The organism is Bifidobacterium asteroides, from assembly GCF_003202755.1.
Lineage (GTDB): Bacteria > Actinomycetota > Actinomycetes > Actinomycetales > Bifidobacteriaceae > Bombiscardovia > Bombiscardovia asteroides_F.
Window position 1 is genome coordinate 953,659 of sequence record NZ_QGLK01000001.1, and the last position, 21,162, is coordinate 974,820.

Genomic DNA, 21,162 nt, shown 5'->3' on the forward strand with positions numbered 1-21,162 from the left:
ATTGATGGTCGGATGACTGATACAGGATGAGGTTGAGGTATGACGGATGTCGACGTGACCGGTGACGAGCCTGAGACCGGCATCACCCCCGGAGGCAAGGATGGGGCCTTCAGGGACGTTCTGGCGGCCGACCATGCCCGGCGAGGCAAGCCGCCGCGCCACTTTACGGACATGGACCAGAAGGAGCGTCACGAGGTCTGCGCTCAATTGGGCCTGCCTAAATTCCGTGTCTCGCAACTGGCCAACCATTACTTCAATCATCTGTCCACCAACCCGGACGACTTCACGGACTTTCCCGCAGCCAGCCGCCAGGAGGCCGCACACCGCTTCTTCCCTGAACTGATTACCCCGGTCACCGTTCAGAAGGCGGATCAGGGGACCACCATCAAGACCCTCTGGGAGCTCTTCGACGGATCCAGGATCGAATCCGTGCTCATGCGCTACCCCTCTAGGGCCACCCTCTGCATCTCCAGCCAGGTCGGTTGCGGCATGGGCTGCCCCTTCTGCGCCACAGGTCAGCTTGGGTTGACCCGGAACATGTCGACCGGGGAGATTCTGGAACAGGTCAGGGCCGCCTCTCGCATGATGAGGTCCGGACAGGTTGCCGGAGGCCCGGGACGCCTGAGCAACATCGTCTTCATGGGGATGGGCGAGCCCATGGGCAACTACCGGGCCGTCCTGTCCGCAGTCAGGCAGATCAGCGCCCTGCCGCCCAAAGGATTCGGAATCTCGGCCAGGAACATCACTGTGTCCACGGTTGGCGTGGTCCCCGGTATCCGCAAACTGACCAAAGAGGGAATCCCGGTTCGTCTGGCCGTCTCCCTCCATGCTCCCAGCGACAAGCTGCGCGACGAGCTGGTTCCCATGAACCGCCGCTTCAACACCACCCAGGTTCTGGATGCAGCTCACGACTATTACCTGGCCAGTGGCAGACGGGTCAGCATCGAGTACGCCCTGATGCGCGGCATCAACGACCAGGCCGAGCATGCACGCCTTCTGGCCAAGCGCCTCAACCACTATGGGGACGACTGGGCGCACGTCAATCCCATACCTCTGAATCCGATTGAGGGGTCTCGTTGGACGGCCTCCAAGCCTGAAGATGAGCAGCGCTTCCTGGACATCCTTCACAAGGCCGGCATCACGGCAACTATGAGGGACACCCGCGGATCTGACATCGACGGCGCCTGCGGACAGCTGGCAGCCAAGGCCGTAAAGCTTCAGGCCTGATTCAGCGTTTTGCAATGTGGACATGCCAGAGTGTGGACATGCTATGGTCTTCGGACAGTGCAGAAGCTAAGGTTTTGACTCAAACAAATGGGTTCAGGCAGGAAGGCAGGTCGCATGACGGTAGCGGTTCGTGTCATTCCCTGCCTTGATGTCGACCAGGGCCGTGTGGTCAAAGGCGTCCACTTCAAGAACCTGCGCGATGCGGGTGATCCGGTCGAACTGGCTTCCGCCTATTACCAACAGGGAGCCGACGAACTGACCTTTCTGGATGTGACTGCTTCGGGCAGCGGGCGAGCCACCATGGTGGACCTGGTCAAAAGCACTGCAGATCAGATTTTCATCCCCCTAACCGTCGGCGGAGGCGTGCGCACCCCGCAGGATGTCGATACTCTCCTGCGGTCAGGAGCCGATAAGGTTGGCATCAACACAGCAGCAATTGCCAACCCGCAGGTCATCGGCGACATCGCCCAGCGGTTCGGTCGCCAGGTTCTAGTGCTCTCGGTCGATGCCCGCCGATCCAATGCACAGGGCATTACCTCGGGATATGAGGTGACCACCATGGGCGGCCACCAGTCCACCGGCATTGATGCTATCGACTGGGTCAAGCAGGCCCAGGAACTCGGAGCCGGCGAGATACTCCTCAACTCCATGGATGCGGATGGCACCCGTCAGGGATTCGATCTGGAGATGATCGCCGACGTGCGCAGGGCAGTATCTCTTCCGCTCATCGCCAGTGGCGGAGCAGGCAAGGCCGCCGATTTTCCTCCTGCGGTCAAGGCTGGGGCCGATGCGGTCTTGGCTGCTTCCGTCTTCCATTTTGGTCAGGTGTCCATCCAGGACGTCAAGCAGGCGCTCCATGCGGCCGGGTATCCGGTCCGATGGCAGGCCTGAACCAATCCCGCAGAGAACTTCGGCACCACGCGGTGCACGGCGTTTGCAGGCCTTGTTGGCAGACATCGGGAAACTATACCCATACTATAAACAATAAATCGACAGGGTTATGTCGGACAAACCAGCTGAATCAATTAGCTGAATCAAGGAGAACGAGGATCAATGTCACAGTCTTCGAATGACCAGGAAGAACGTTTGGATCCGAACATAGCGTCTAGGCTCAAGAAGAACGATCAGGGGCTTGTGGCCGCTGTAGTCCAGCAGTATGACAGTCGCCAGGTGCTTATGGTCGGTTACATGGACGAGGAGGCCCTTAGACGGACCTTGACGACAGGAAGGGTCACATTCTGGTCCCGCTCCAGGCAGGAATACTGGCGCAAGGGTGACACCTCCGGGCATGTCCAATACGTTAAGGGAGTCAGCATTGACTGCGACGGGGACGCGCTTCTTATCGAGGTGGACCAAGTAGGGGCGGCCTGCCATACCGGGACCAGGTCGTGTTTCGAAGCCGGCGGACCGCTTCCAGTAGTGCAGGGCAATCGTACTCAGGCGGAAATGAATAGTGAGGAAGGGCCATCCATTGCAGAAAGACGCTAAGGTTGTGGCAGGGAACACACAGGAAACTGGAGGGAAGGGCTCTATGACCGTCTTGGATGAACTGGTGGCCGGTGCCGTGGAGGATGCTAGGGGCCGGGTACAGAAGATTCCCTTGGAAAGCCTCAAGCAACAGGTCAGGAGCATGAAGCGCAAACCTCTGGATGCTGCCCGACTGCTCAGGGAGAGCGTCGGCATTCCGATTATCGCAGAAATTAAGCGCGCCTCGCCCTCCAAGGGGTATCTTGCAGACATCAAAAATCCTGCTGCCTTGGCCCGGCAGTACGCCAACGGGGGTGCCTCAGCCATATCTGTCCTGACTGAGGGCAGACGCTTCCTGGGGTCTTTGGAAGATTTGCGACAGGTCAGGCAGGCAGTGGGCATTCCCGTGCTCAACAAGAACTTCATCGTCTCCGACTATCAGGTCTGGGAATCCAGAGCCAATGGGGCCGATATGATCCTGCTAATTGTGGCGGCCTTGGATGACACCCGCCTTAAGCACCTGCTCGATCTGGCTGGGAGTCTGGGCATGACCGCCCTGGTCGAGACGCATGATCGTCAAGAAATTGAGCGGGCCATCGCGGCCGGCGCCAGGGTGATTGGCATCAACGCCCGCAACCTGAAAGACTTGAGCGTTGACGTTGACCAATATGCCCGTCTAGCTTCCAACCTGCCCAAGGATGTGGTCAAGGTGGCTGAGTCCGGAGTGTTCGGGACGGTCGAGCTGGAGCGGTACGCCCGGGCCGGGGCCGATGCAGTCCTGATAGGAGAAGGTCTGGTCACCTCCCAGGACCAGGAGGGGACGGTTCGCCTGCTGGTCCAGGCCGGCCATCGCTTCAAGGCCGCTGAGGCCAAACCCCTCTCAACCCATGACGGTCCCTATTTCGGCCCTTATGGCGGACGCTTCGTCCCTGAGGCCCTGGTGGGTGCCCTTGACGAGCTGGAGCGTGTATACAAGGATGCCAAGGCAGATCCGGCCTTCCGTGAGGAGCTGAACAGACTCAACCGAGTCTATGTGGGGCGTCCCTCGGCCCTGACGCCGGCCCCCCGGTTCGCCAAGTTGATCAGTGACCGGGTCGGCGGCCAGGTCAGGGTCTTCCTGAAGCGGGAGGATCTGAACCACACGGGCGCCCACAAGATCAACAACGCCCTGGGGCAAGGGCTCCTGGTCAAGCGGATGGGCAAGACCCGCGTCATTGCGGAGACCGGCGCCGGACAGCACGGCGTGGCCACGGCTACGGTCTGTGCCCTCCTGGGCTTCAAGTGCAGAATCTACATGGGGCAGATCGACGCCCGCAGACAGGCCCTGAACGTGGCGAGGATGCGAATGCTGGGCGCCGAAGTCGTCGAAGTGACCACAGGGACCAGGATTCTCAAGGATGCCATCAACGAGGCCCTGCGCGACTGGGTGACCAACGTGGAGTCCACCCACTACCTGCTGGGCACGGTGGCCGGCCCCCATCCCTTCCCGACCATCGTCAGGGACTTTCAGAAGATCATCGGCGAAGAGGCCTCAGCTCAGCTGTCTGCGTATGGCATCGACCATCCTGATGGGGTTGTGGCCTGCGTCGGTGGAGGCTCCAACGCCATCGGCATCATGAACACTTTCCTGGACGATCCTCGTGTCTCCCTTTACGCATACGAGGCCGGCGGGAACGGGCCCAAGTCGGGCGAGCACGCCATCCGCCTGTCGCCAGGGACAGGTCAGGTCGGCGTCTTCCAGGGGACCAAGTCCTATCTGTTGGAGGATGACCAAGGCCAGACCATGGACACCTACTCGATTTCCGCCGGCCTGGACTACGCTTCGGTGGGACCTGAGCATGCCTGGCTGCACGACATGGGCCGGGTCAAGTATGACTACGCAACAGACAAGGAGGCCATGCAGGCTTTCAGTGACCTCTGCCGGACCGAAGGCATCATCCCCGCCCTGGAGTCTTCGCACGCCTTGGCAGGAGCCAGCAAGGCAGCCACCGACCTTTTGCGCAAGGGAATCAGGAATCCTGTCATCCTGATCAACATCTCGGGCCGAGGCGATAAGGATGTGGCCACTGCGGGCAGATGGTTCGGCTACCTGTCCGAGCAGGAGGCCAGCGCACTGGAAGCCCAGGCCGGGCATGGCAAGAGTGATCAAGCAGAAGAGGAGGCCCGATGATGGTCAACCAGCTATGGCAATGGCAGAAAGCCCCCGTGCAGCCCGTCCAGCCGAAAGGGTTCAGCCGCACGGCCAGCCCGGTGGCATCCACTTTGCAGGCCCTCCGGCAGCAGGGCAAGCCAGCCTTCATCGGCTACTTCCCCTACGGATTTCCCGACGTGCCAACATCCTTGGAGGCCATGCGGGTCATGGTGAAAAGCGGTGTCGACATCGTTGAGATCGGACTGCCCTATAGCGACCCGGTCATGGATGGCCCAGTGATCCAGGCAGCCAGCAAGTGCGCCATCGACAATGGCGTTAAGGTCGAGGGCGTCTTCGATGCGGTTCGCCAGGTCCAGGCGGACGGTGCAAGGGCTCTGGTCATGAGCTATTGGAATCTGATTCTGCATCATGGCGTAGCGGACTTTGCCCAGCGTATGGCCGAGGCTGGCGGGTCCGGGCTTGTCACTCCGGATCTGATTGTCGACGAATCTGGGGAATGGATAGAGCAGTCTGACCGCTATGGCCTTGACCGGGTCTATCTGGTTTCGCCCGACTCCACTGATGCACGTCTGCAGATCACTTCTCGAGCCGCCAGAGGATTCGTCTATGCGACCTCACGAATGGGCGTGACCGGCGAGCGAACAAGTATGTCCAATTCGGCCCAGAACCTGGTGGCGAGAGTCAGGCATGCGGGCGCTCCTTATGTCTGCGTGGGCATCGGGGTTTCGACCGCCCAGCAGGCCTCCCAGGTCGGCGCTTACGCGGACGGGGTCATCGTCGGATCGGCTCTGGTCCACTGCCTTCTGGATGACGAGGGCAGGCCGCGGAAAGATCGCAGAAAGGCTCTGGAGGCCCTGGCTGAGGTTTGCTCCGACCTGCGCTGGGGCATCTCCCAGGCCAGGAAGTGAGTGGGGCTGTAAGGCCTAGGGGCTAGATTGGGGCTTTATGACGCTTGCCTACATTCCATCGCCGGGAATATCCAGCTTCCATCTGGGGCCGGTCACCATCAGGTTCTATGCCCTGACCATGCTCTTGGCCATCATCGTGGCTGCTTGGATCACGACCAGACGCTGGAAGAAGGAGGGTGGCCGGACTGATCAGATTCTGGACATCTCTATCTGTGCGGTACCGGCCGGCATCGTCGGCGCAAGGCTCTATCACGTCATCACCACTCCTGAGCGGTATTTCGGAGCTGATGGCAACCCGGCAGACATTCTGCGCATCTGGCGAGGCGGTCTGGGCATCTGGGGTGCAGTTCTCCTGGGAGCTCTAGCAGCCTGGGTCTGGTGCCGTCACAAGAATTACCCGACCGCCCTGCTGGCTGACAGCGTGGCTCCTGCCCTTCTGGTGGCCCAGGCCATCGGGCGGCTGGGCAACTGGTTCAACCAGGAGCTCTACGGGGCTCCCACTACGCTGCCTTGGGGACTGAAGATCGACGCCGCAGGTTCCGCCATCGGCAGCAGCGAACAGTGCTATGACGGGGCTACCTGTCCGACCGGCACCCTCTTCCAGCCCACATTCCTGTATGAGATGATCTGGAACCTGATCGGCGCGGCCCTCCTGGTCTGGATCGGCCACAAGGCCGTGAACATCCTCAAGGCTGGCTCCCTTTTCGCCCTCTATGTCATGTGGTACACCTTGGGGCGCACCTGGATCGAGGCCCTTCGCATCGACTTCGCCCACGAATTCCTAGGTGTCAGGATCAACGTCTGGGTGTCCATGACGGTCTTCTTCCTGGCTGCTGCAGCCTTCGTCCTCATAGCGCGCAAGGGCAAGCCGACCTCCCTGTTGTCCGAAAAGCTGAGGACCATTACCGAGCTTGAGGTGCGTCAGGAATCTGAGGTCCAGAGCAAGTAGAACAGGGGTCGGTTGCCCGAGGGTCGGGACCTGTGCAATTGAGCAACAAACCGGTACCGCCGGTCTTCCGTACAACATAGAATGATCTTCATGAGCATTCAGATAGCACCCAGCATTCTTTCCGCCGATTTCGCCAATTTGGAGCGGGATCTCAAGGCTATTGCCAATGCCGATATGGTCCACGTCGACGTGATGGACCACCATTTCGTACCCAACCTGACACTCGGCGAACCTGTGGTGGAGCGCATCTGCCAGGTAACCGACTTGCCGGTGGACGTGCATCTGATGATCGAGGATCCCGACCGTTGGGCTCCTGAATTTGCCAAGCTGGGTGTCGCCTCCGTCACTTTCCACACTGGAGCCGTCCATGCCCCGGTCCGCCTGGCCCGACAGCTGCACGACATGGGGGTCAAGGCCTGCCTGGCTGTGCGTCCTGCCGAACCCGTAGAGCCGATCTTCGATATTTTGGATGAGTTTGACATGATTCTGGTCATGACCGTGGAACCAGGATTCGGTGGCCAGAAGTTCCTGAACAATCAGATGCCTAAGACCCGCCGCCTACGTGACCAGATCACTGCTCGTGGCCTCAAGACCCATATCCAGGTGGATGGTGGAGTAAGCCCCACCACGGCTCCCATCGTGGCAGAAGCTGGAGCCGATGTTCTGGTGGCAGGCTCAGCGGTCTATGGTGCCGACGACCCGGCCAAAGCCATTGACCAGATCAGGCAGGCTGCGCAGGTAAGCTACAAGGACTGACAGGTTTTGCAGGAAGAATGGAGATAGCCGGATGAAGACCTTTGATGGGTTATTTGAGGAGCTCACGACCAAAGCAAAGGAGCGCCCAGAAGGATCCTTGACTGTTGACGAGCTGGACAAAGGCACGCATTTCATTGGCAAGAAGATCAATGAAGAGGCCGGGGAGACCTGGATCGCCGCTGAGTATGAGGGCAAGGAGCGGACGGCTGAAGAGATGAGCCAGCTTCTGTATCACATCCAGGTCATGATGATCGATCGGGGCATCACCCTGGAGGATGTCTACAGGTACCTGTGACTCCCAATCCCATCCCGCTGTAGATTCGCTTCCGTAATTAGGAGGTTGCCGTGTTGAAGGTCGCGGTGCCCAATAAAGGCATGTTGTCCCAACCTGCATGGAGGTTGCTGTCAGAGTCTGGCTACCGTCTGCGTTCCAATGATCGGCAGCTGGTGGTCGATGACATTGACAACGACATTCAGCTCTTTTACCTAAGGCCCAACGACATAGCGGTCTATGTCGGCCTGGGAACCATCGATCTGGGCATCACCGGGCGTGATCTTCTACTGAACTCAGGCACCGGGGCCGTCGAGGTCACCCAGCTGGGATTCGGCGCATCCACCTTTAGGTTCGCAGCTCCCGAAGCCAGTGCTATCAGCAGTCTTCAGGATGTGGACGGCAAGCGGATCGCCACCACCTTCGACCGGCTTCTTGGTGACTACCTGGTTGGCAAGGGTCTCAAGGCAGAACTGATCCATCTGGATGGGGCAGTGGAGTCCTCTGTCCAGCTCGGGGTGGCTGACCTGATCGCTGATGTGGTCTCCACCGGCACCACCTTGCGCAATGCCGGGCTCCGTGTCTTCGGTGACCCGATTCTGAAATCGGAGGGGATTCTCATCAGGTCGCCCCGCCTGGATCCGGATGATGAGCGGCTGGCGGTCATGTCCCGTAGGCTGGAGGGTGTGCTGACAGCCCGTCGCTATGTACTGATGGATTACGACATCCCGGTCGAGCGTGTAGCCATGGCTGTAGGCATCACGCCCGGGTACGAGTCGCCGACAGTCTCCTCCCTGCATGACAAGCAGTGGGCGGCAGTCAGGGCCATGGTCCCCAGGGACCAGGTGAACAACCTAATGGACCGCCTCTATGAGATTGGTGCGCGTGCCATCCTTGTAACAGCTCTTCAAGCTTCTAGAATGTAGTCGGATGGCACTGATCGATCGAATTTCACGCAGCAGGTACAGCCCTGAGCCGCGGTCTGTGATTCTCACTGTACCGAATGTCATCAGCCTGCTCCGTATCCTATCCATACCCCTTATTGCCTACCTGGTGGCCAATCGGCACCTGATCATCTCTCTGGTGGTCATGCTGATTTCGGCCCTGTCAGACGGTGTGGACGGAATTATTGCTCGCAGGTTCAACCAGGTCAGCAAGCTGGGCCAGATTCTAGACCCTGTGGCTGATCGCCTGCTCATTCTCTGTTCGGTTCTGGCTCTGAGCATCGCATCCATACTCCCTTGGTGGCTTCTGGCCCTGGTCGGGGCCCGGGACGTGCTCATGGGTCTGCTGGTTCTGGCGCTGGCTCAGCACAACTATGGCCCTCTGCCGGTTCACTTCGCGGGCAAGACCGGCACAGCCGTACTCATGCTGGCCATACCGGCCCTGATCTTTGCGGATGTGGGTACTTCAGCCTTCTTCCGCTTCTTCCATCTGGTGGCCCTGGCGGCCGTCATTTGGGGGGTGGGCCTCTATTGGCTGGCAGGGCTGATATACGCACGTCAAGGCATCGGACTGCTTCGTCAGGACCGCCATCATGACTGAACCGCAGAGAGTGCCTGAATCCTTCCCCGTGCCGCCCGACCGTGCCCTGATTCACCGCCGGGCGGCTTTTTCGCACTCCAGTGCTGGTCTGGAACGTCACTATGTTGATGAAGAGAGCTCTGAGCCCTCCCAGGAGTCCATTCGTCGACGCATGGCCGATGAGTCCTTGAGGCTGATCGATGATCTGACCAACCGTCCCATGGATCCTATGTTTGAGGATGCCCGCCTATTGCCTGCTGAGCGCAGGTCACCGCTGAGCGTCTGGGTCAACAGGATCCTGGTCTTCGTCATTTGTGTGCTGGTTGGTTTGGCTGGCACGGGCATAGTGCAGGTGCTGCACCGGGACCCGCGTCAGAAGGTACGTGAAAAGCTGATCTCTCAGGTAGAGGTGGTCAGCAAACGTGCCGATGACCTCAACGGCCAGATTTCGGATCTCAACGGAAATATCGACACGCTTTCGGGTCAAGTGGGCGGTCGGGGGCAGAACGGCCCCAAAACCGCCGATGATCTGACCAACGGTACCAGTAAGGTGCAGGGCCAAGGCATTGTTATCACCCTGGCTAACCCCATTGCCTCCAAGGATGCCCGGGACAATACGGATCAGATTAAATTGGTCACCGACCAGGATCTGCAGTGGTTTCTGACCAAGCTCTGGTCTGCGGGAGCCGAGGCCATTGCCATCAACGGCAATAGAATAGGAACACAGACATCAGTGCGCACGGCCGGTCAGACCATCCTGGTGGGTACCGCTTCCATCGAGGCACCCTACAAGATTGAGGCCATAGGCGACCAGGGTGCACTGTCTGATCTGATGTCTCGCAGCGATCTGCAGAGCCGCCTGCGTGATCTGAAGGATGCGAACATAACCGTCAATGTGAACAAGCAGCGGCGCCTGAACTTGAATGCAGTCGGTCTGCCCAATCTGTCCTATGCCGGAAGGAGTCATTGACATGTCGGCAATTCTAGGCCTGATCCTAGGCGTGGTGGCGGGCATCTTCCTCAAGCCCGACATTCCCATCGTCTTGCAGCCCTACCTGCCCATTATGGTGGTGGCGGCCCTGGATGCATTGATGGGCGCAGTCCGTTCCTACTTCGAGCGCAGCTTCTCAGATCGGGTCTTCGTGGTCTCCTTCATCTCCAATGTGATCACCGCCACGCTTCTGGTCTTCCTGGGCAATCAGCTGGGTGTGGGCTCTCAGCTGTCCACAGCTGTCATTGTGGTCCTAGGTATTCGCATCTTCTCCAACGTCTCCGCTATTCGACGGTTCATTTTCAAGGGGTGAGCATATGAGACACACCCTCAGGAAAAAGCGCGATGAACGAATGCCCGAGAGCATTCCGCCTAGGCGGCCTGGACGGGTCAGGGCTCCATCCGACGATACACAGACTGGTGCTTTCCCTGTGGTTCGTCGGCGGCCTCTGCGCACACTCAACTCCAACGCCACCAGGGTCAGGCTGGTCACCAGCGTCCTAGTGGCCCTTATGTGCGCCCTGCTGGGCTTTGGATATGCCGTCCAGGTGCGTAACAATCAGTCCTCCTATCAGAGCCTGTCCGAGGAAGAGCTGGTGCGGGTGCTGGACGAGACCAGCAACCAGGTCGATAAGCTGGAGGAGCGTAAGAGCCAGCTCAACCAGCAGCTGACCTCTATCAAGTCCGCTGCTGACAAGCAAAAGGAGGCCGCCCGCATCGCCCAGCAGAACGAGCAGAGCAGTGGCATCCTGTCCGGACGGCTGCCAGCCCAGGGCAGGGGAGTAGTGGTGACGGTCACCGAGGACAGTGATCGTGTGGATGCCTCCACCATGTTCAACCTGATTGAGGAGCTGCGCAACGCCGGGGCCGAGGTCATATCCTTCAATGATGTCCGGGTGGTCACCAACACCTATCTGCTGGATACCCGCACCGGCCTGCAGTGCGATCATACCAAGCTGCACAGTCCCTACGTAGTCAAGGCTATCGGGGACCCGGACAGCCTGCAGAACGCCATTCAGATCGCCGGGGGAGTGGGTTCGCGGATCAAGGTCCAATTCCACGCATCCGTGTCCGTGGAGCAGTCCGATAGTGTCAGAATCGACCAGGTTCGACGCGTGCAGGACTATCAGTATGCAAAGCCTGTAGAATAGACAGTTATGACAGAACCTATTCCCACTGCGGGCGAGACGACCATCATTGGCATGCCGGCCCTGAACATTCCAGTCACCTCCAACGGTGACCGTCCACTGACCAAGGACGATCTGGAGACTATGGCCCGATTGCCTGAGGGTACAGCCCTGCTGATCTCTACTAGGGGAGCGGTGTCGGGATCGCGTTATCTGCTGGATGAGGACCAGGTCAGCGTGGGCCGTGATCCCAAAGCGGATATTCTGTTGGACGACTCGACAGTCTCCAGGGCGCACGCCATATTTGTACGGACTGACCAAGGCTTCAGGGTCGAGGACACGGGCAGCCTTAACGGCACCTACGTCAACCGTGAACGCGTTGACCAGGCCGACCTGCACAACGGCGACGAGATCATGATCGGCAAGTTCAGGCTGGTCTACTTCGACAATCGGGCAGTCATCGCCAAGAGCTGATAGGGGGCATGGCATGGCCGAAGAGGTGCCGAAGCTGGTGCAGGGGGAACTCTTCTCGGCTGAGCAGGCCGAGGGCACGACCCGAGGCTACCGGGGAACTGTCGCGGCCAAGGTGGCCGGCATCACCTATCGGCAGCTGGATTACTGGGCCCGCAAACGGATTGTAGAGCCCTCAATCAAGGCCTCACACGGATCAGGCTCCCGCAGGCTATATTCTTTTAAAGATGTGGTCATCCTGGCGGTCCTCAAGCGACTTCTGGATGCCGGCGTCAACCTGGTCAACGCAACGAGCACTGTGGCTTATCTTGAGCATCGGACAGTCGGTCAGCTTGAGCATGTGACTGTGGTTTGCGACGGGGACGAGGTTAGCGAGTGTTCAGGCCCGGATCAGGTCTTCGCTTTGATGCAGTCCGGGCGTGCCGTCTTTGCTATCTCTGTGGGTGCTATCTGGCATCGGATGGATCTGGAACTGCAGACCTGCGACCATGTGGATTTGACTACCGGACAGCTGACACCAGGCTTGCCTGAGCGGCCCATCGACGAGCTGACGGCTATGCGTCTGCGCCAGCGTTTGGAGCACCAGCACGAGCAGCGTCAACGGGCTGCATGATCGACGAGGACAACATTGTGCGAAGGCCATGTGGCGGCCTAAAGGGGGAGAAAAATAATAAGTAATTTGACATAACGTACATTATCGGCTTACTGGTGTTTCGCCACAATTTGTTTTGCTGACTATGATTTCACGGTTGCTACTGTCCTTGCTTTGAGTTTTGCGATTGTCGACTACCTGGTGCGCAGACAATCGCAAAACTCAAATCTGATCTTTATCACCAGTGATTCAAGTAAGACAACAGCCCGAAAACCGCACCTACATGACCGGCTATTGAAGCTGTGGCAATGACAGCTAAAATTTGGCATCTAAAGGTCAGTTTATTAACACATTCCCTTAGTGATGAAGTGTAAGTTGTTTCCTCTGAAGCATTTGTTTCTTCGGGAATAGCTCTCGTAGTTCTACTCCTTGATTTGCCGGGTTAAGCGGTACATCTATGTAGGGCCGGAACATCATTATTGGCTTATTGTAAATACTGCAGTGCTGACTTAAGGCAGTTCAATATCGACTCATATTTTTGACTGAACTGCCTTTAAATCGATAGATATATGGGCATACCGGCATACCCTGTTCCCGAATCTTTGCTGATACTGACATGCATATGTCTTTGGCCTCAAAAGTGTGTGCTCGTTGGCACAAGACAGATCCTGAACAAGGTGTTATTCCTGGAAGTAATCCTCGGCAGCTTGGCACAATTGGCCGACTTGGTCGATGACTCGGTAGCACCCGTGAGACTCAAGTTCTCCGGGCTCGGCATAGCCCCAGCCGCATCCCAGGCAGTCCAGGCCGGTTTCCAGTGCACCGTCGGCATCAGTCCAGCGGTCGCCGACCATAAGGGCTCGGTCGCCTTGTTTGGCTTTGAAACCAAGCTGTTGCAGAGCGTAGGTGATGACCTGGGCCTTAGTGATCCTTGTAGAGTCCTTGCTGGCGCCATAGACGCCGTCTACCAGTGGAGTCAGTCCGAAGTGGTCACAGACCGGCAGGGCCTGGTACTCGGGTTTGCAGGTGGCCACAGCCAATGTCAGACTATGCTCGTGCATACGGTTCAGCTGATCGGGAATGCCGTCAAAGACCGTGGCGAGCAGTCGACCTGGGATGTGTTGTCCTGGGTGTTCAGGATCCTCGAATGCTGCTATCTCGCTGTAATAGCGCCGGTAGATTTGAACGCCCCTATCTACATCCTCCTCACTGATGCCGTTGTTGCGCAGGGATACTTCGATAGCTGGTCCGATGAATCGTCGAAGCTCGCTCTCATCGGGCACAGGATGACCAAGCTCTTTGAAAGTTTGCACCACAGAAGCGAGAATGCCAGGGTGAGAAGCAGTCAGGGTACCGTCCAGATCCAGCAGAACCAGGCGGCGCGGTGATTTACTCATAGTCAGGGAACCATCCTTCGCGATGCATTTTCAGGCGCTTGTCAAGGACAGCCTTGAGCTCGTCCTCGGATCGACGCTCCAGCAGCATGTCCCAGTGGGTCCTGGTCGGCTTGCCGGTCTTGCCAGACTCCTGCTCGTCATGTCCTTCAAGGTGAGCGATTTGCCCGCAGCGGCACTCCCACTCCTGCGGCACCTCAGCGCCCTCAGCTAAGGGCAGAATGGTCCGATGGCCCTTGGGGCAGATGTAGGCGACCTCGCTGCGTGCCGCGAAGTCCACATTCTGATCGGATTCCAGGGACTTCGCCCCAATACTCATGCCGCGAAGACTGCGCTCTGCCATGATTCCTCCATACTCGTGTCCGTCACTGCCTCCAAGCTACAGAACAGTGTTGACCTGAAACTTATTCCCTGTCTGCGGCCGTGTTCACTCCACGCCTGTATAAGCCACAATGCCGCGGTTAACCTGATCAGCGGCGATGCTGGCAGTCCTGGCCAGGTGATGCCCTCCCCTGCCCAGGTAGGGTTCCACCTGGACGATCTGGGTAAGCACATCGGACAGGCGCTTGGCGTTGCGCACGAAGTCCCCCGCCGTCAGATCGCTGTCACGCAGGATGGTGGTCAGCGAGTCGCCGCATGCCCAGTCGTAAATGGTCGGCCCCAAGCCGAAGTCGAGTTCCGGGGGCAGTTCCAATCCGGCCTGATCGCAGCGTTCTTGCACTTGGGACCACTGACGCTTCATATCCTCCACGGCCTCAACCAGCCTGGGAGCCCGGTATCCGGTCCTCTCCCCTGGCTGCTCCCCTACCCCACGGCGGGATTCGTAGACGAGTCCAGAGACGGCGGCCGCCAGTTCGGCGGGTTCCAGATCATTGAGGATGCCCCGATTCAGGGTCTCGGCAAGGCTCAGATCCTGTTCGCTGTAAATGCGCCGAAGCAGCTGCCCCTTCCGGGTCAGTCGGCAGTCGTCAGGGTCCACAGGCCGTGTGTAGCGCAGGTCGGCCAGAATCTGGCAGATTCTGTCGAACTGGCGTGAGACTGATCCTGTTTTGGACTCGTACTGTTCCCGTGTGCGCTGCAGTTCCTTGTCCATGCGAATCCACCGGTTACCCCAGCGCAGATGCTTGGGCAAGTCCGGGCACTGGCGACAGGGATGGTTGCGCTCTTGCTCGCGCAACTGGTCGATATGATGGTCAAGGTCGCGGAAGGCCTGCGACCGGGCTTTCTCACTGGTGAACCTTTGGCGCTTCAAGCGGCGGCGGTCATTCTTCTGGGCCGAGGAGAGGGCTGCACGGATGCGCATGAACTCGATCAGATCGCCACGGCTGCACCGGGCTGCCTTTCGGTAGTCCTCCAGGCCGCTGGTCAGGGTTTCGATGCGTTCCTCCAGCTCCGAGGCTGATCGGTTGGCCTCCCACTGTGCAAAGGAGTGATCCAGGGTATCCCGGGCACGCCCGTAGCTGGATGAGTTGAGTAGGTTGACGGCCATGTTGAAGGTGGGCCGGAAGCTGGAGTGCAGCGGGTAGACCCTCCTGCTGGACAAGGCGGCCATGGTCTTGGGGCTGAAGTCCCGATGGTCGACCACCACCACATGGCCGATGTCGTCGATGCCGCGCCGGCCGGCGCGGCCGGTCAGCTGGGTGAACTCGCCGGGTGTCAAGGCTACATGGCCGGTGCCGTCGAACTTTTCCAGCTTCTCCACCACCACGCAGCGCGCGGGCATATTGATGCCCAGAGCCAGGGTTTCAGTGGCAAAGACCACCTTGAGCAGTCCCAGTTCGAACAGATGTTCGACTATCTGCCGGAAGAGGGTGACCACGCCAGCGTGATGGGCGGCGAAGCCCTGCTCCAGAGCGAAACGGAACTGGGAGAATCCCAGCGCCTTGAGATCCTCCTTGCTGAGCTGGCCGGCTGCCATGGAGTCCACGATGTGCCGTATTCGGCGGGCCTCCTCATCAGTAGTCAGCTGCAGGCCTGCCCGGATGCACTGTTGGACGGCCTGGTCGCAGCCGGTACGGGAGAAGATGAAGTAGATGCCGGGCAACATGTCCATGAAGTCCAGCTCATCGACCACGTCTGCCCGGCTTGGACGATACCGCTCCCCCATCCGTCGCTCTGGCCTGCCGCCGCGGCCATAATGGTGATGGTGTCCTTGATCACGGGCCTGGGCACGTTCTTGTCCTGCCTTGTCCAGCTGGGCCAGCCGGGAGACCAGACGTGGGTTGATCTTTGGGGTCTGCCGTCCTGAACTGTCGTGTCGATACAGGTCGAGGATCTCGGGCTCGGTGTGCCTGTCGGCCTGGACCAGGACGTGCTGCTCCAGCGGTACGGGCCTGCGTTCGGAGACCACCAGATGGGTGCGTCCACGCACCGATGAGATCCAGTCGGAGAATTCCTCCACGTTGGACACGGTGGCCGACAGCCCCACAATGCGGATGGAGGCAGGAAGATGGATGATGACCTCCTCCCAGACGGGTCCCCGGAAGCGGTCGGCAAGATAGTGGACCTCATCCAGGATTACGTACTTGAGTGCCGTCAGGGTGGAGGACTGCTCATAGAGCATGTTGCGCAAGACCTCGGTGGTCATGACTACGATGTCTGCCTCGGAGTTGATGGAGGTGTCGCCGGTGAGCAGTCCCACACGGTCCTCGCCGTAGCGGTCGACCAGGTCATGGTATTTCTGGTTGCTCAGGGCCTTAATGGGGGTGGTGTAGAAGGTCTTGACGTTCTGCTCCTGGGCCAAAAATACTGCAAAATCGGCTACGATGGTCTTCCCGGCGCCAGTCGGAGCGGCCACCAAGACGTTGTCGCCATCCTCCAGAGCAGTGATGGCTTCCAGCTGGAAGTCGTCCAGAGGGAAGGGCAACTTGGACTGAAAACGTGCGGGCGCCCCGGTCATTCGCTTACGATGACGACTGAAACGGGCATAGCGTTCCGCCGGCCCCGGTTCGGATGTTGATGAATCCTGTCCGTGGTGACGATGACCTGACATATTCCTCCAAGAACTACTTATTGAACTGCTTCCACCGCCGCCAGACGCAGGCATGATTCCTCCTGCGTTGCTCCCTGCGCTGCAGAACCTGGGCGTGGGCCTGGCTGTAGCGCTCGGTTGACTGCGACAGGGGCAGGGCGAAAGCCGGACCTTCAGCCCTATCTGTTGCCTGGGACTGTCCTGCAACTGGAGGTTGGGGCATGTGTCGGTTCAGATCGTCTGAGACCCGTCCTATGGATTGGCCGGCTGTCATGGCGTGGCGGATGGCGTAGACGGCTCCGCCAATCAGCATGGCCAGCATGAAGATCACCAGAAAGATCCAGATCCATCCAGGCATGGCACTCCTCTCCGACCGGGACTAGTGCCGGTCCTGCTCCTTGTCGTGAGCGTCGCTGATGGTGATCTCGCGCTGGGCGCGGGCCAGGATCATGGTGCGCAGGGTCTTGGGCGCCACTGCGGTGATGTGCTTGGCGTGCGCTATGCAGAAGGCCACAAACCAGGAATCCGAGGAGACGGTCAGGTGGACCTTCTGCCCGGATCCGCATGGCTCCACCGAGGCGCCCGGCAGGGACTTAATGTAGGGCAGATCCGGCCGGTCGGTGATGAAGACCGCAGCCGTGCCGTTGTCGAAGGACCACTTGCGCAGCTCGCTGACCGGCACATCCGGGAACTCCACCTTATGGCTGGGCTTAACGATGGTTGCATGCTCGATTCTGGCGATTCGCAGAACCTGCCACTGCCTGTTGCGTCCGGTGCCCTGCTTGAGGTGGCGGCTGGAATCCGAGGGAGCATCCGCAGCCTCAGTGCCCTCTGCTGCATCGCCTATATCGGTCCAGGCGGCGACATAGTAGACGCCCTCATCCACGAAGATCTTGGCAGGTGCCACCACCTTGCGGCGGGTGCGGCCGGCGGCGTCCGTGTACTCCATGTCCAGCAAAGACTCGGTCTTGATGGCACGTCGGACTACCGAGAAGCTCTTGGGCTCAGTCTCATACCCGGTCAGGGAGAGCCAGGGTGTCTCCCCCGGCCCTACATGCGTGCGCAGGCGCTGGTAGAGCGACTCGGCCTGGGTGCGGGACTGTTCGGGCAGCAGGGGCGAATGGGCCAGGTAGTTGAGAGAGGCGGTCAGCATGCTCAGGTACTGGGGTGAAATGCCGGCCAGTCGCTCCAGCCCCAGCGAGTTGGTGGCCGAGACGATGCCACTGTCGTCCAGAAGGGACCAGTCAATGTCGAAGAACTGACTGCCGGCCATCTCGCCATCGTCCGAAACCGTGGTCAGGGTGTTGATGTCCTTGTGAATGGTATTGACGTACTTGCGCAGTTCTTCCTTGCTGTTGGGATGGCCGATGAAGCGATCGGCCAGCTCGGCCAGGGAGAACTCCTCACCCAGGTGGGCGGACAGGAAGAGCATGAGCCGCAGGCGGCGGTCCACCTCGGATCCAGTCTGGAAGGAGGATGCACTGACCCGACGGGCGTGGCGGAGGTCGGTGTCGTCGTCGCTTAGGTCAGTGGCGAAATGCTCGACGCTGGTCCGGGCAATCTCCGGAGAGATGACCGTTGCCGCGCCGGGGCTCAAAGACTCGTCGGCCAGCTTGAAGCGGGCCGCTGCATCCAGACGGCGCCGGAAGGCATCTGCGGCCTCCTGAGGGCTGACGATGGAGGCATCGGGGTGCTCCAAGACGAACATGGCCAGGTCATCGGAGTCGGCATAGGCCACGTTCAGGTTCTCCCCGTCCACGTCCACAGTGGCGGCGAAGCGGCGGGAATCGATGACCTTGACCAGATCGTCGGGAATGCGCTGGGTGCCCAATCCAGGGGCTATGGAGTCCAGGCCAAGGCCGGGGATGGGCACCTGCGGTACCCGGGGCGTGGTGCGCGAGACCGGTCGGGTCGGCTCCTCGCTGGCCTCCTGGGACATGGCTATGGATCGCGCTAGGTAGTTGGCCGCGGCCAGCACCGGCATGTCCTCCTGATTGAAGTGCATACGGATGCGGGGCTCATCCCCCAGCTGCAGACGGTAGGAGGCGAAATCCTGCCCCTCTGACTTGGAGGAATACTCGGGCTGACGGGATTCTATGGCTATGCCCATGGCCGCCAACTTGGCGCGGTCACGCTGGAACTGTTTGGCGAAGGCTGCCTTGGCGGCCTGGTCAGCCAGCTCGCCATAGGAGTCGGCATAGGCCTTGACCCGTTGGGCTATTTGCCGAGATGTAAGCCATTGTGGGAAAGCTGACGATAAGACGGCTAGGACATCAAGTTCGTGCTTGCCCCATTTATCCGAGAAACGCCGTCTTCCGTTCGTGCCTTCTGCCATCAGTCCTCGCGTATCGTTAAAATTTTTGTATCAGTGCGCCTAACGCACGCTTATCTATCATAGATTGATTTTCAGGACCTTGGGAGCCAAACAACCAAATACGGTCCCTTTTCTTGACAGGCTGAACCCTGCTGAGACTGGCCCTAGACCCACTCGTCCGGTTCGATCCCCTGGGGTCCCACATACTGACCATTGGGCACGTATGATGAGCGCCCCTGATCACTCAGATGGGCATCAGCATACAGGGTCACATCCCTGCCGAAGGTCCAGTCGCCTTCGATCGTGACCGAGTTGGCGGCCGCCAGGCTGGGAACCCCATAGGGGAAGCGCTCGTCAAAGTCGGCGATGTACTTGTAGTAGCGCTCATCCAGCTGAACGTTTGGGAAATCGTAGTTGCCATCCTCCATCTCATAGGAGTCGGTCAGATGGAAGCGGTCGGAGCGCATGATGAACAGGTCGTCGGTGGTCTTGACCGGCAGAAAGCGCATACGGTCCACCTGTACGCAGATGGCTCCTTCGAAGAGCGTGGCGGCAGAGCCCATGGCGGTCTCCAGCTGCACCACGGGGCGGGTGGATGGATCGGTGGGGTCGACGGTCTTCCGGTTCTCGATGATGGGCAGCGGCAGCACGCCATTGTATTCGGCTAGCTTGTCGCGCAGGGCATCGACCCTGACCCAGATGCTGTTGGTATTGAAGTAGGGATGCTTGCGGATGGACATGGCTGAGCTGCGGTCGTGCGGGTCCACCTGGGACATCTCTCGTAGGATAAGGCGTCCGCTGGCCTTATCGATAACGATATGGCCGCCCTTCCGATCAGCATCGGTGCGCTTGGCCACCTCGATCATGAAGGGCGCTCCGGACTGCGCGAAATAACCGGCCAGGGTCCTTGAAGGCCGGGCGCCCAGGTTGTCGGAGTTGGAGATGAACAGATAGTCGATTCCATGCTCCTTGAGTGTGTCCAGCAGGCCCGTCTCCCAGATGGTCGAGAAGATGTCGCCATGGCCGGGAGGGCACCATTCAAGGTCGGGGTTGGCTGGGAAGTCGACAGGACGGCCGGTGTCAGCGTCGATCTTAGGTTCGATGTGCTGAATGATCTCCATGGGCACGTCTTTCTGAACAAAGCGGCGGTCCTGCTTGACCGCGCGCATGGTGTCGCGCGAGGTGCGGAAGGAGTTCATGAAGATCAGCGGCAGCGGAACCCCTAGACGCTTGCGGGCCGTCAGCACCTGGCCCATGATGATGTCCAGGAAACGCATGCGACGGGCCTTGTGGCGACGGATGGGCAGCAGGGATTTGGCCTTCTCCAGGCCCATGGAGGTGCCCAGTCCACCGTTGAGCTTGATGAAGGCCGTGCGGGAGAATGCATCCAGGGCCATGTCCATGTTCATGGTGTCGTGGATATCTTTGGTACGGGGCACGTCCTTGAGCGGAGTGACATCCTTCTCGCGCACGCAGGCCTTGGCGTCTCCCCGTTCCCAAGTTTCGTAAAGCTGCTTGAACTGGTTGATGGAGACTTCGCTCATGCCCTTGTCTCGCATCTTCGCGGCCGAAAGGTCGAAAACGTCTGTGCTCATGGAACCCCTTCCGGGCTGGGACGACTTGCGGTCGACGCGGGTTGCGTCGACCGTCCAGAAACATGATAGCAAGTTGATCATGTGACCTGGTCTGCCTGGACTTGTTTCCTGGGACTCGCCGGACCGTTGTCGGCCCCGTTACGCTGTGCTAGTATCTCTACTCGGTGCTGATGCACTGTCGGGCCGTAGCGCAGTTTGGTAGCGCACTTGACTGGGGGTCAAGGGGTCGCGGGTTCAAATCCCGCCGGCCCGACCAAATAGCAACGATTCCAAGGCTTCCGGGCCTTGGAATTTTTTGTATGCCCCGAATCGGGCACATTTCGGGCCTATAGGAACTAAACGCGTTGTTTTAGGTTCTGTGTGTGGGTTTGGTTGTGTGTTGGTCAGAGTGTGGTGTTGGGGTATCTGACTGGTGTGTGGAACTCGTTCCAGTTGATGGCGGTGCCGTAGTGT

Annotated in this window: 20 protein-coding genes, 1 tRNA gene and 2 pseudogenes; 16 read left to right on the forward strand and 7 right to left on the reverse strand. The window is 59.4% G+C overall.

What is annotated here, in order from left to right; all coding sequences use genetic code 11:
• The first annotated feature begins 39 nt into the window (after positions 1-39).
• From rlmN to DKK74_RS03635, 15 genes are all read left to right on the forward strand, one after another.
• On the forward strand, positions 40-1,227 hold the full coding sequence (rlmN, locus tag DKK74_RS03565; protein ID WP_110412763.1) for a 23S rRNA (adenine(2503)-C(2))-methyltransferase RlmN: 1,188 nt from the start codon (positions 40-42) through the stop codon (positions 1,225-1,227).
• 114 nt (positions 1,228-1,341) lie between these two features.
• Complete coding sequence (hisF, locus tag DKK74_RS03570) at positions 1,342-2,118, forward strand: imidazole glycerol phosphate synthase subunit HisF (protein WP_110412863.1); 777 nt, start codon at positions 1,342-1,344, stop codon at positions 2,116-2,118.
• Between the two features lie 162 nt (positions 2,119-2,280).
• Positions 2,281-2,715, forward strand: a complete 435-nt coding sequence (hisI, locus tag DKK74_RS03575; protein ID WP_110412764.1) for a phosphoribosyl-AMP cyclohydrolase — start codon at positions 2,281-2,283, stop codon at positions 2,713-2,715.
• A gap of 43 nt (positions 2,716-2,758) precedes the next feature.
• Positions 2,759-4,864: a tryptophan synthase subunit beta gene (gene trpB, locus DKK74_RS03580; RefSeq protein ID WP_110412765.1), complete on the forward strand. Its 2,106-nt coding sequence runs from the start codon at positions 2,759-2,761 to the stop codon at positions 4,862-4,864.
• A complete protein-coding gene (gene trpA / locus DKK74_RS03585; protein WP_110412864.1) occupies positions 4,864-5,754 on the forward strand; it encodes a tryptophan synthase subunit alpha in 891 nt (296 codons plus the stop codon). Before trpB ends, trpA begins: the two co-directional genes overlap by 1 nt.
• A 37-nt stretch (positions 5,755-5,791) precedes the next feature.
• A complete protein-coding gene (lgt, locus tag DKK74_RS03590; RefSeq protein ID WP_110412766.1) occupies positions 5,792-6,703 on the forward strand; it encodes a prolipoprotein diacylglyceryl transferase in 912 nt (303 codons plus the stop codon).
• 90 nt (positions 6,704-6,793) lie between these two features.
• Positions 6,794-7,459, forward strand: a complete 666-nt coding sequence (rpe, locus tag DKK74_RS03595) for a ribulose-phosphate 3-epimerase (protein ID WP_046322854.1) — start codon at positions 6,794-6,796, stop codon at positions 7,457-7,459.
• A gap of 31 nt (positions 7,460-7,490) precedes the next feature.
• On the forward strand, positions 7,491-7,754 hold the full coding sequence (locus DKK74_RS03600; RefSeq protein ID WP_046322855.1) for a phosphoribosyl-ATP diphosphatase: 264 nt from the start codon (positions 7,491-7,493) through the stop codon (positions 7,752-7,754).
• Between the two features lie 50 nt (positions 7,755-7,804).
• Positions 7,805-8,656 carry an ATP phosphoribosyltransferase gene (hisG, locus tag DKK74_RS03605; RefSeq protein ID WP_110412767.1) on the forward strand — a complete coding sequence of 284 codons (852 nt, stop codon included), beginning with the start codon at positions 7,805-7,807 and terminating at the stop codon, positions 8,654-8,656.
• A gap of 4 nt (positions 8,657-8,660) precedes the next feature.
• Complete coding sequence (locus DKK74_RS03610) at positions 8,661-9,275, forward strand: CDP-alcohol phosphatidyltransferase family protein (RefSeq protein WP_181414894.1); 615 nt, start codon at positions 8,661-8,663, stop codon at positions 9,273-9,275.
• Positions 9,268-10,224: a DUF881 domain-containing protein gene (locus DKK74_RS03615; protein ID WP_110412768.1), complete on the forward strand. Its 957-nt coding sequence runs from the start codon at positions 9,268-9,270 to the stop codon at positions 10,222-10,224. Before DKK74_RS03610 ends, DKK74_RS03615 begins: the two co-directional genes overlap by 8 nt.
• Before the next feature lies 1 nt (position 10,225).
• Positions 10,226-10,558 (forward strand): small basic family protein, encoded by a 333-nt coding sequence (locus DKK74_RS03620; protein ID WP_015021764.1) that lies wholly within the window; start codon positions 10,226-10,228, stop codon positions 10,556-10,558.
• A gap of 4 nt (positions 10,559-10,562) precedes the next feature.
• The gene (locus DKK74_RS03625) at positions 10,563-11,396 is read left to right on the forward strand and encodes a DUF881 domain-containing protein (protein ID WP_110412769.1); all 834 of its coding nucleotides are present in this window, start codon (positions 10,563-10,565) and stop codon (positions 11,394-11,396) included.
• Positions 11,397-11,402: 6 nt separating this feature from the next.
• Positions 11,403-11,846: an FHA domain-containing protein gene (locus DKK74_RS03630; RefSeq protein WP_046322859.1), complete on the forward strand. Its 444-nt coding sequence runs from the start codon at positions 11,403-11,405 to the stop codon at positions 11,844-11,846.
• Between the two features lie 13 nt (positions 11,847-11,859).
• Positions 11,860-12,456 (forward strand): MerR family transcriptional regulator, encoded by a 597-nt coding sequence (locus DKK74_RS03635; RefSeq protein WP_046322860.1) that lies wholly within the window; start codon positions 11,860-11,862, stop codon positions 12,454-12,456.
• 659 nt (positions 12,457-13,115) lie between these two features.
• Here DKK74_RS03635 and DKK74_RS03640 read toward each other — a convergent pair.
• From DKK74_RS03640 to DKK74_RS03665, 7 genes and pseudogenes are all read right to left on the reverse strand, one after another.
• Positions 13,116-13,832 (reverse strand): HAD hydrolase-like protein, encoded by a 717-nt coding sequence (locus DKK74_RS03640; RefSeq protein ID WP_110412770.1) that lies wholly within the window; start codon positions 13,830-13,832, stop codon positions 13,116-13,118.
• Entirely contained in the window at positions 13,825-14,172 is a 348-nt protein-coding gene (locus tag DKK74_RS03645; protein WP_045935333.1) for an RNA polymerase-binding protein RbpA, read from the reverse strand. Before DKK74_RS03645 ends, DKK74_RS03640 begins: the two co-directional genes overlap by 8 nt.
• Before the next feature lie 84 nt (positions 14,173-14,256).
• Positions 14,257-16,821, reverse strand: coding sequence for a DEAD/DEAH box helicase (locus DKK74_RS03650; RefSeq protein ID WP_110412771.1), 2,565 nt, complete (start codon positions 16,819-16,821; stop codon positions 14,257-14,259).
• A gap of 13 nt (positions 16,822-16,834) precedes the next feature.
• Complete coding sequence (locus DKK74_RS03655) at positions 16,835-17,158, reverse strand: hypothetical protein (protein WP_110412772.1); 324 nt, start codon at positions 17,156-17,158, stop codon at positions 16,835-16,837.
• Positions 17,159-17,179: 21 nt separating this feature from the next.
• A pseudogene (locus tag DKK74_RS08880) lies at positions 17,180-18,277 on the reverse strand (helix-turn-helix transcriptional regulator); the annotation flags it as partial.
• Between the two features lie 74 nt (positions 18,278-18,351).
• Positions 18,352-19,135 (reverse strand): annotated as a pseudogene (locus tag DKK74_RS08885) (helix-turn-helix transcriptional regulator); the annotation flags it as partial.
• Between the two features lie 143 nt (positions 19,136-19,278).
• Positions 19,279-20,709 carry a UTP--glucose-1-phosphate uridylyltransferase gene (locus DKK74_RS03665; RefSeq protein ID WP_110412866.1) on the reverse strand — a complete coding sequence of 477 codons (1,431 nt, stop codon included), beginning with the start codon at positions 20,707-20,709 and terminating at the stop codon, positions 19,279-19,281.
• A gap of 179 nt (positions 20,710-20,888) precedes the next feature.
• On the opposite strand from DKK74_RS03665, the gene DKK74_RS03670 reads away from it, so the two are divergent.
• Positions 20,889-20,965: transfer RNA gene (locus DKK74_RS03670), tRNA-Pro, on the forward strand.
• The last annotated feature ends 197 nt before the right edge of the window (positions 20,966-21,162 follow it).

What these genes read in the sequence shown, in the direction of transcription:
- rlmN (WP_110412763.1), top strand. Translation starts at nt 40, where the DNA reads ATGACGGATGTCGACGTGACCGGTGACGAGCCTGAGACCGGCATCACC.
- hisF (WP_110412863.1), top strand. Translation starts at nt 1,342, where the DNA reads ATGACGGTAGCGGTTCGTGTCATTCCCTGCCTTGATGTCGACCAGGGC.
- hisI (WP_110412764.1), top strand. Translation starts at nt 2,281, where the DNA reads ATGTCACAGTCTTCGAATGACCAGGAAGAACGTTTGGATCCGAACATA.
- trpB (WP_110412765.1), top strand. Translation starts at nt 2,759, where the DNA reads ATGACCGTCTTGGATGAACTGGTGGCCGGTGCCGTGGAGGATGCTAGG.
- trpA (WP_110412864.1), top strand. Translation starts at nt 4,864, where the DNA reads ATGGTCAACCAGCTATGGCAATGGCAGAAAGCCCCCGTGCAGCCCGTC.
- lgt (WP_110412766.1), top strand. Translation starts at nt 5,792, where the DNA reads ATGACGCTTGCCTACATTCCATCGCCGGGAATATCCAGCTTCCATCTG.
- rpe (WP_046322854.1), top strand. Translation starts at nt 6,794, where the DNA reads ATGAGCATTCAGATAGCACCCAGCATTCTTTCCGCCGATTTCGCCAAT.
- DKK74_RS03600 (WP_046322855.1), top strand. Translation starts at nt 7,491, where the DNA reads ATGAAGACCTTTGATGGGTTATTTGAGGAGCTCACGACCAAAGCAAAG.
- DKK74_RS03610 (WP_181414894.1), top strand. Translation starts at nt 8,661, where the DNA reads ATGGCACTGATCGATCGAATTTCACGCAGCAGGTACAGCCCTGAGCCG.
- DKK74_RS03615 (WP_110412768.1), top strand. Translation starts at nt 9,268, where the DNA reads ATGACTGAACCGCAGAGAGTGCCTGAATCCTTCCCCGTGCCGCCCGAC.
- DKK74_RS03620 (WP_015021764.1), top strand. Translation starts at nt 10,226, where the DNA reads ATGTCGGCAATTCTAGGCCTGATCCTAGGCGTGGTGGCGGGCATCTTC.
- DKK74_RS03625 (WP_110412769.1), top strand. Translation starts at nt 10,563, where the DNA reads ATGAGACACACCCTCAGGAAAAAGCGCGATGAACGAATGCCCGAGAGC.
- DKK74_RS03630 (WP_046322859.1), top strand. Translation starts at nt 11,403, where the DNA reads ATGACAGAACCTATTCCCACTGCGGGCGAGACGACCATCATTGGCATG.
- DKK74_RS03635 (WP_046322860.1), top strand. Translation starts at nt 11,860, where the DNA reads ATGGCCGAAGAGGTGCCGAAGCTGGTGCAGGGGGAACTCTTCTCGGCT.
- DKK74_RS03640 (WP_110412770.1), bottom strand. Translation starts at nt 13,832, where the DNA reads ATGAGTAAATCACCGCGCCGCCTGGTTCTGCTGGATCTGGACGGTACC.
- DKK74_RS03645 (WP_045935333.1), bottom strand. Translation starts at nt 14,172, where the DNA reads ATGGCAGAGCGCAGTCTTCGCGGCATGAGTATTGGGGCGAAGTCCCTG.
- DKK74_RS03650 (WP_110412771.1), bottom strand. Translation starts at nt 16,821, where the DNA reads ATGTCAGGTCATCGTCACCACGGACAGGATTCATCAACATCCGAACCG.
- DKK74_RS03655 (WP_110412772.1), bottom strand. Translation starts at nt 17,158, where the DNA reads ATGCCTGGATGGATCTGGATCTTTCTGGTGATCTTCATGCTGGCCATG.
- DKK74_RS03665 (WP_110412866.1), bottom strand. Translation starts at nt 20,709, where the DNA reads ATGAGCACAGACGTTTTCGACCTTTCGGCCGCGAAGATGCGAGACAAG.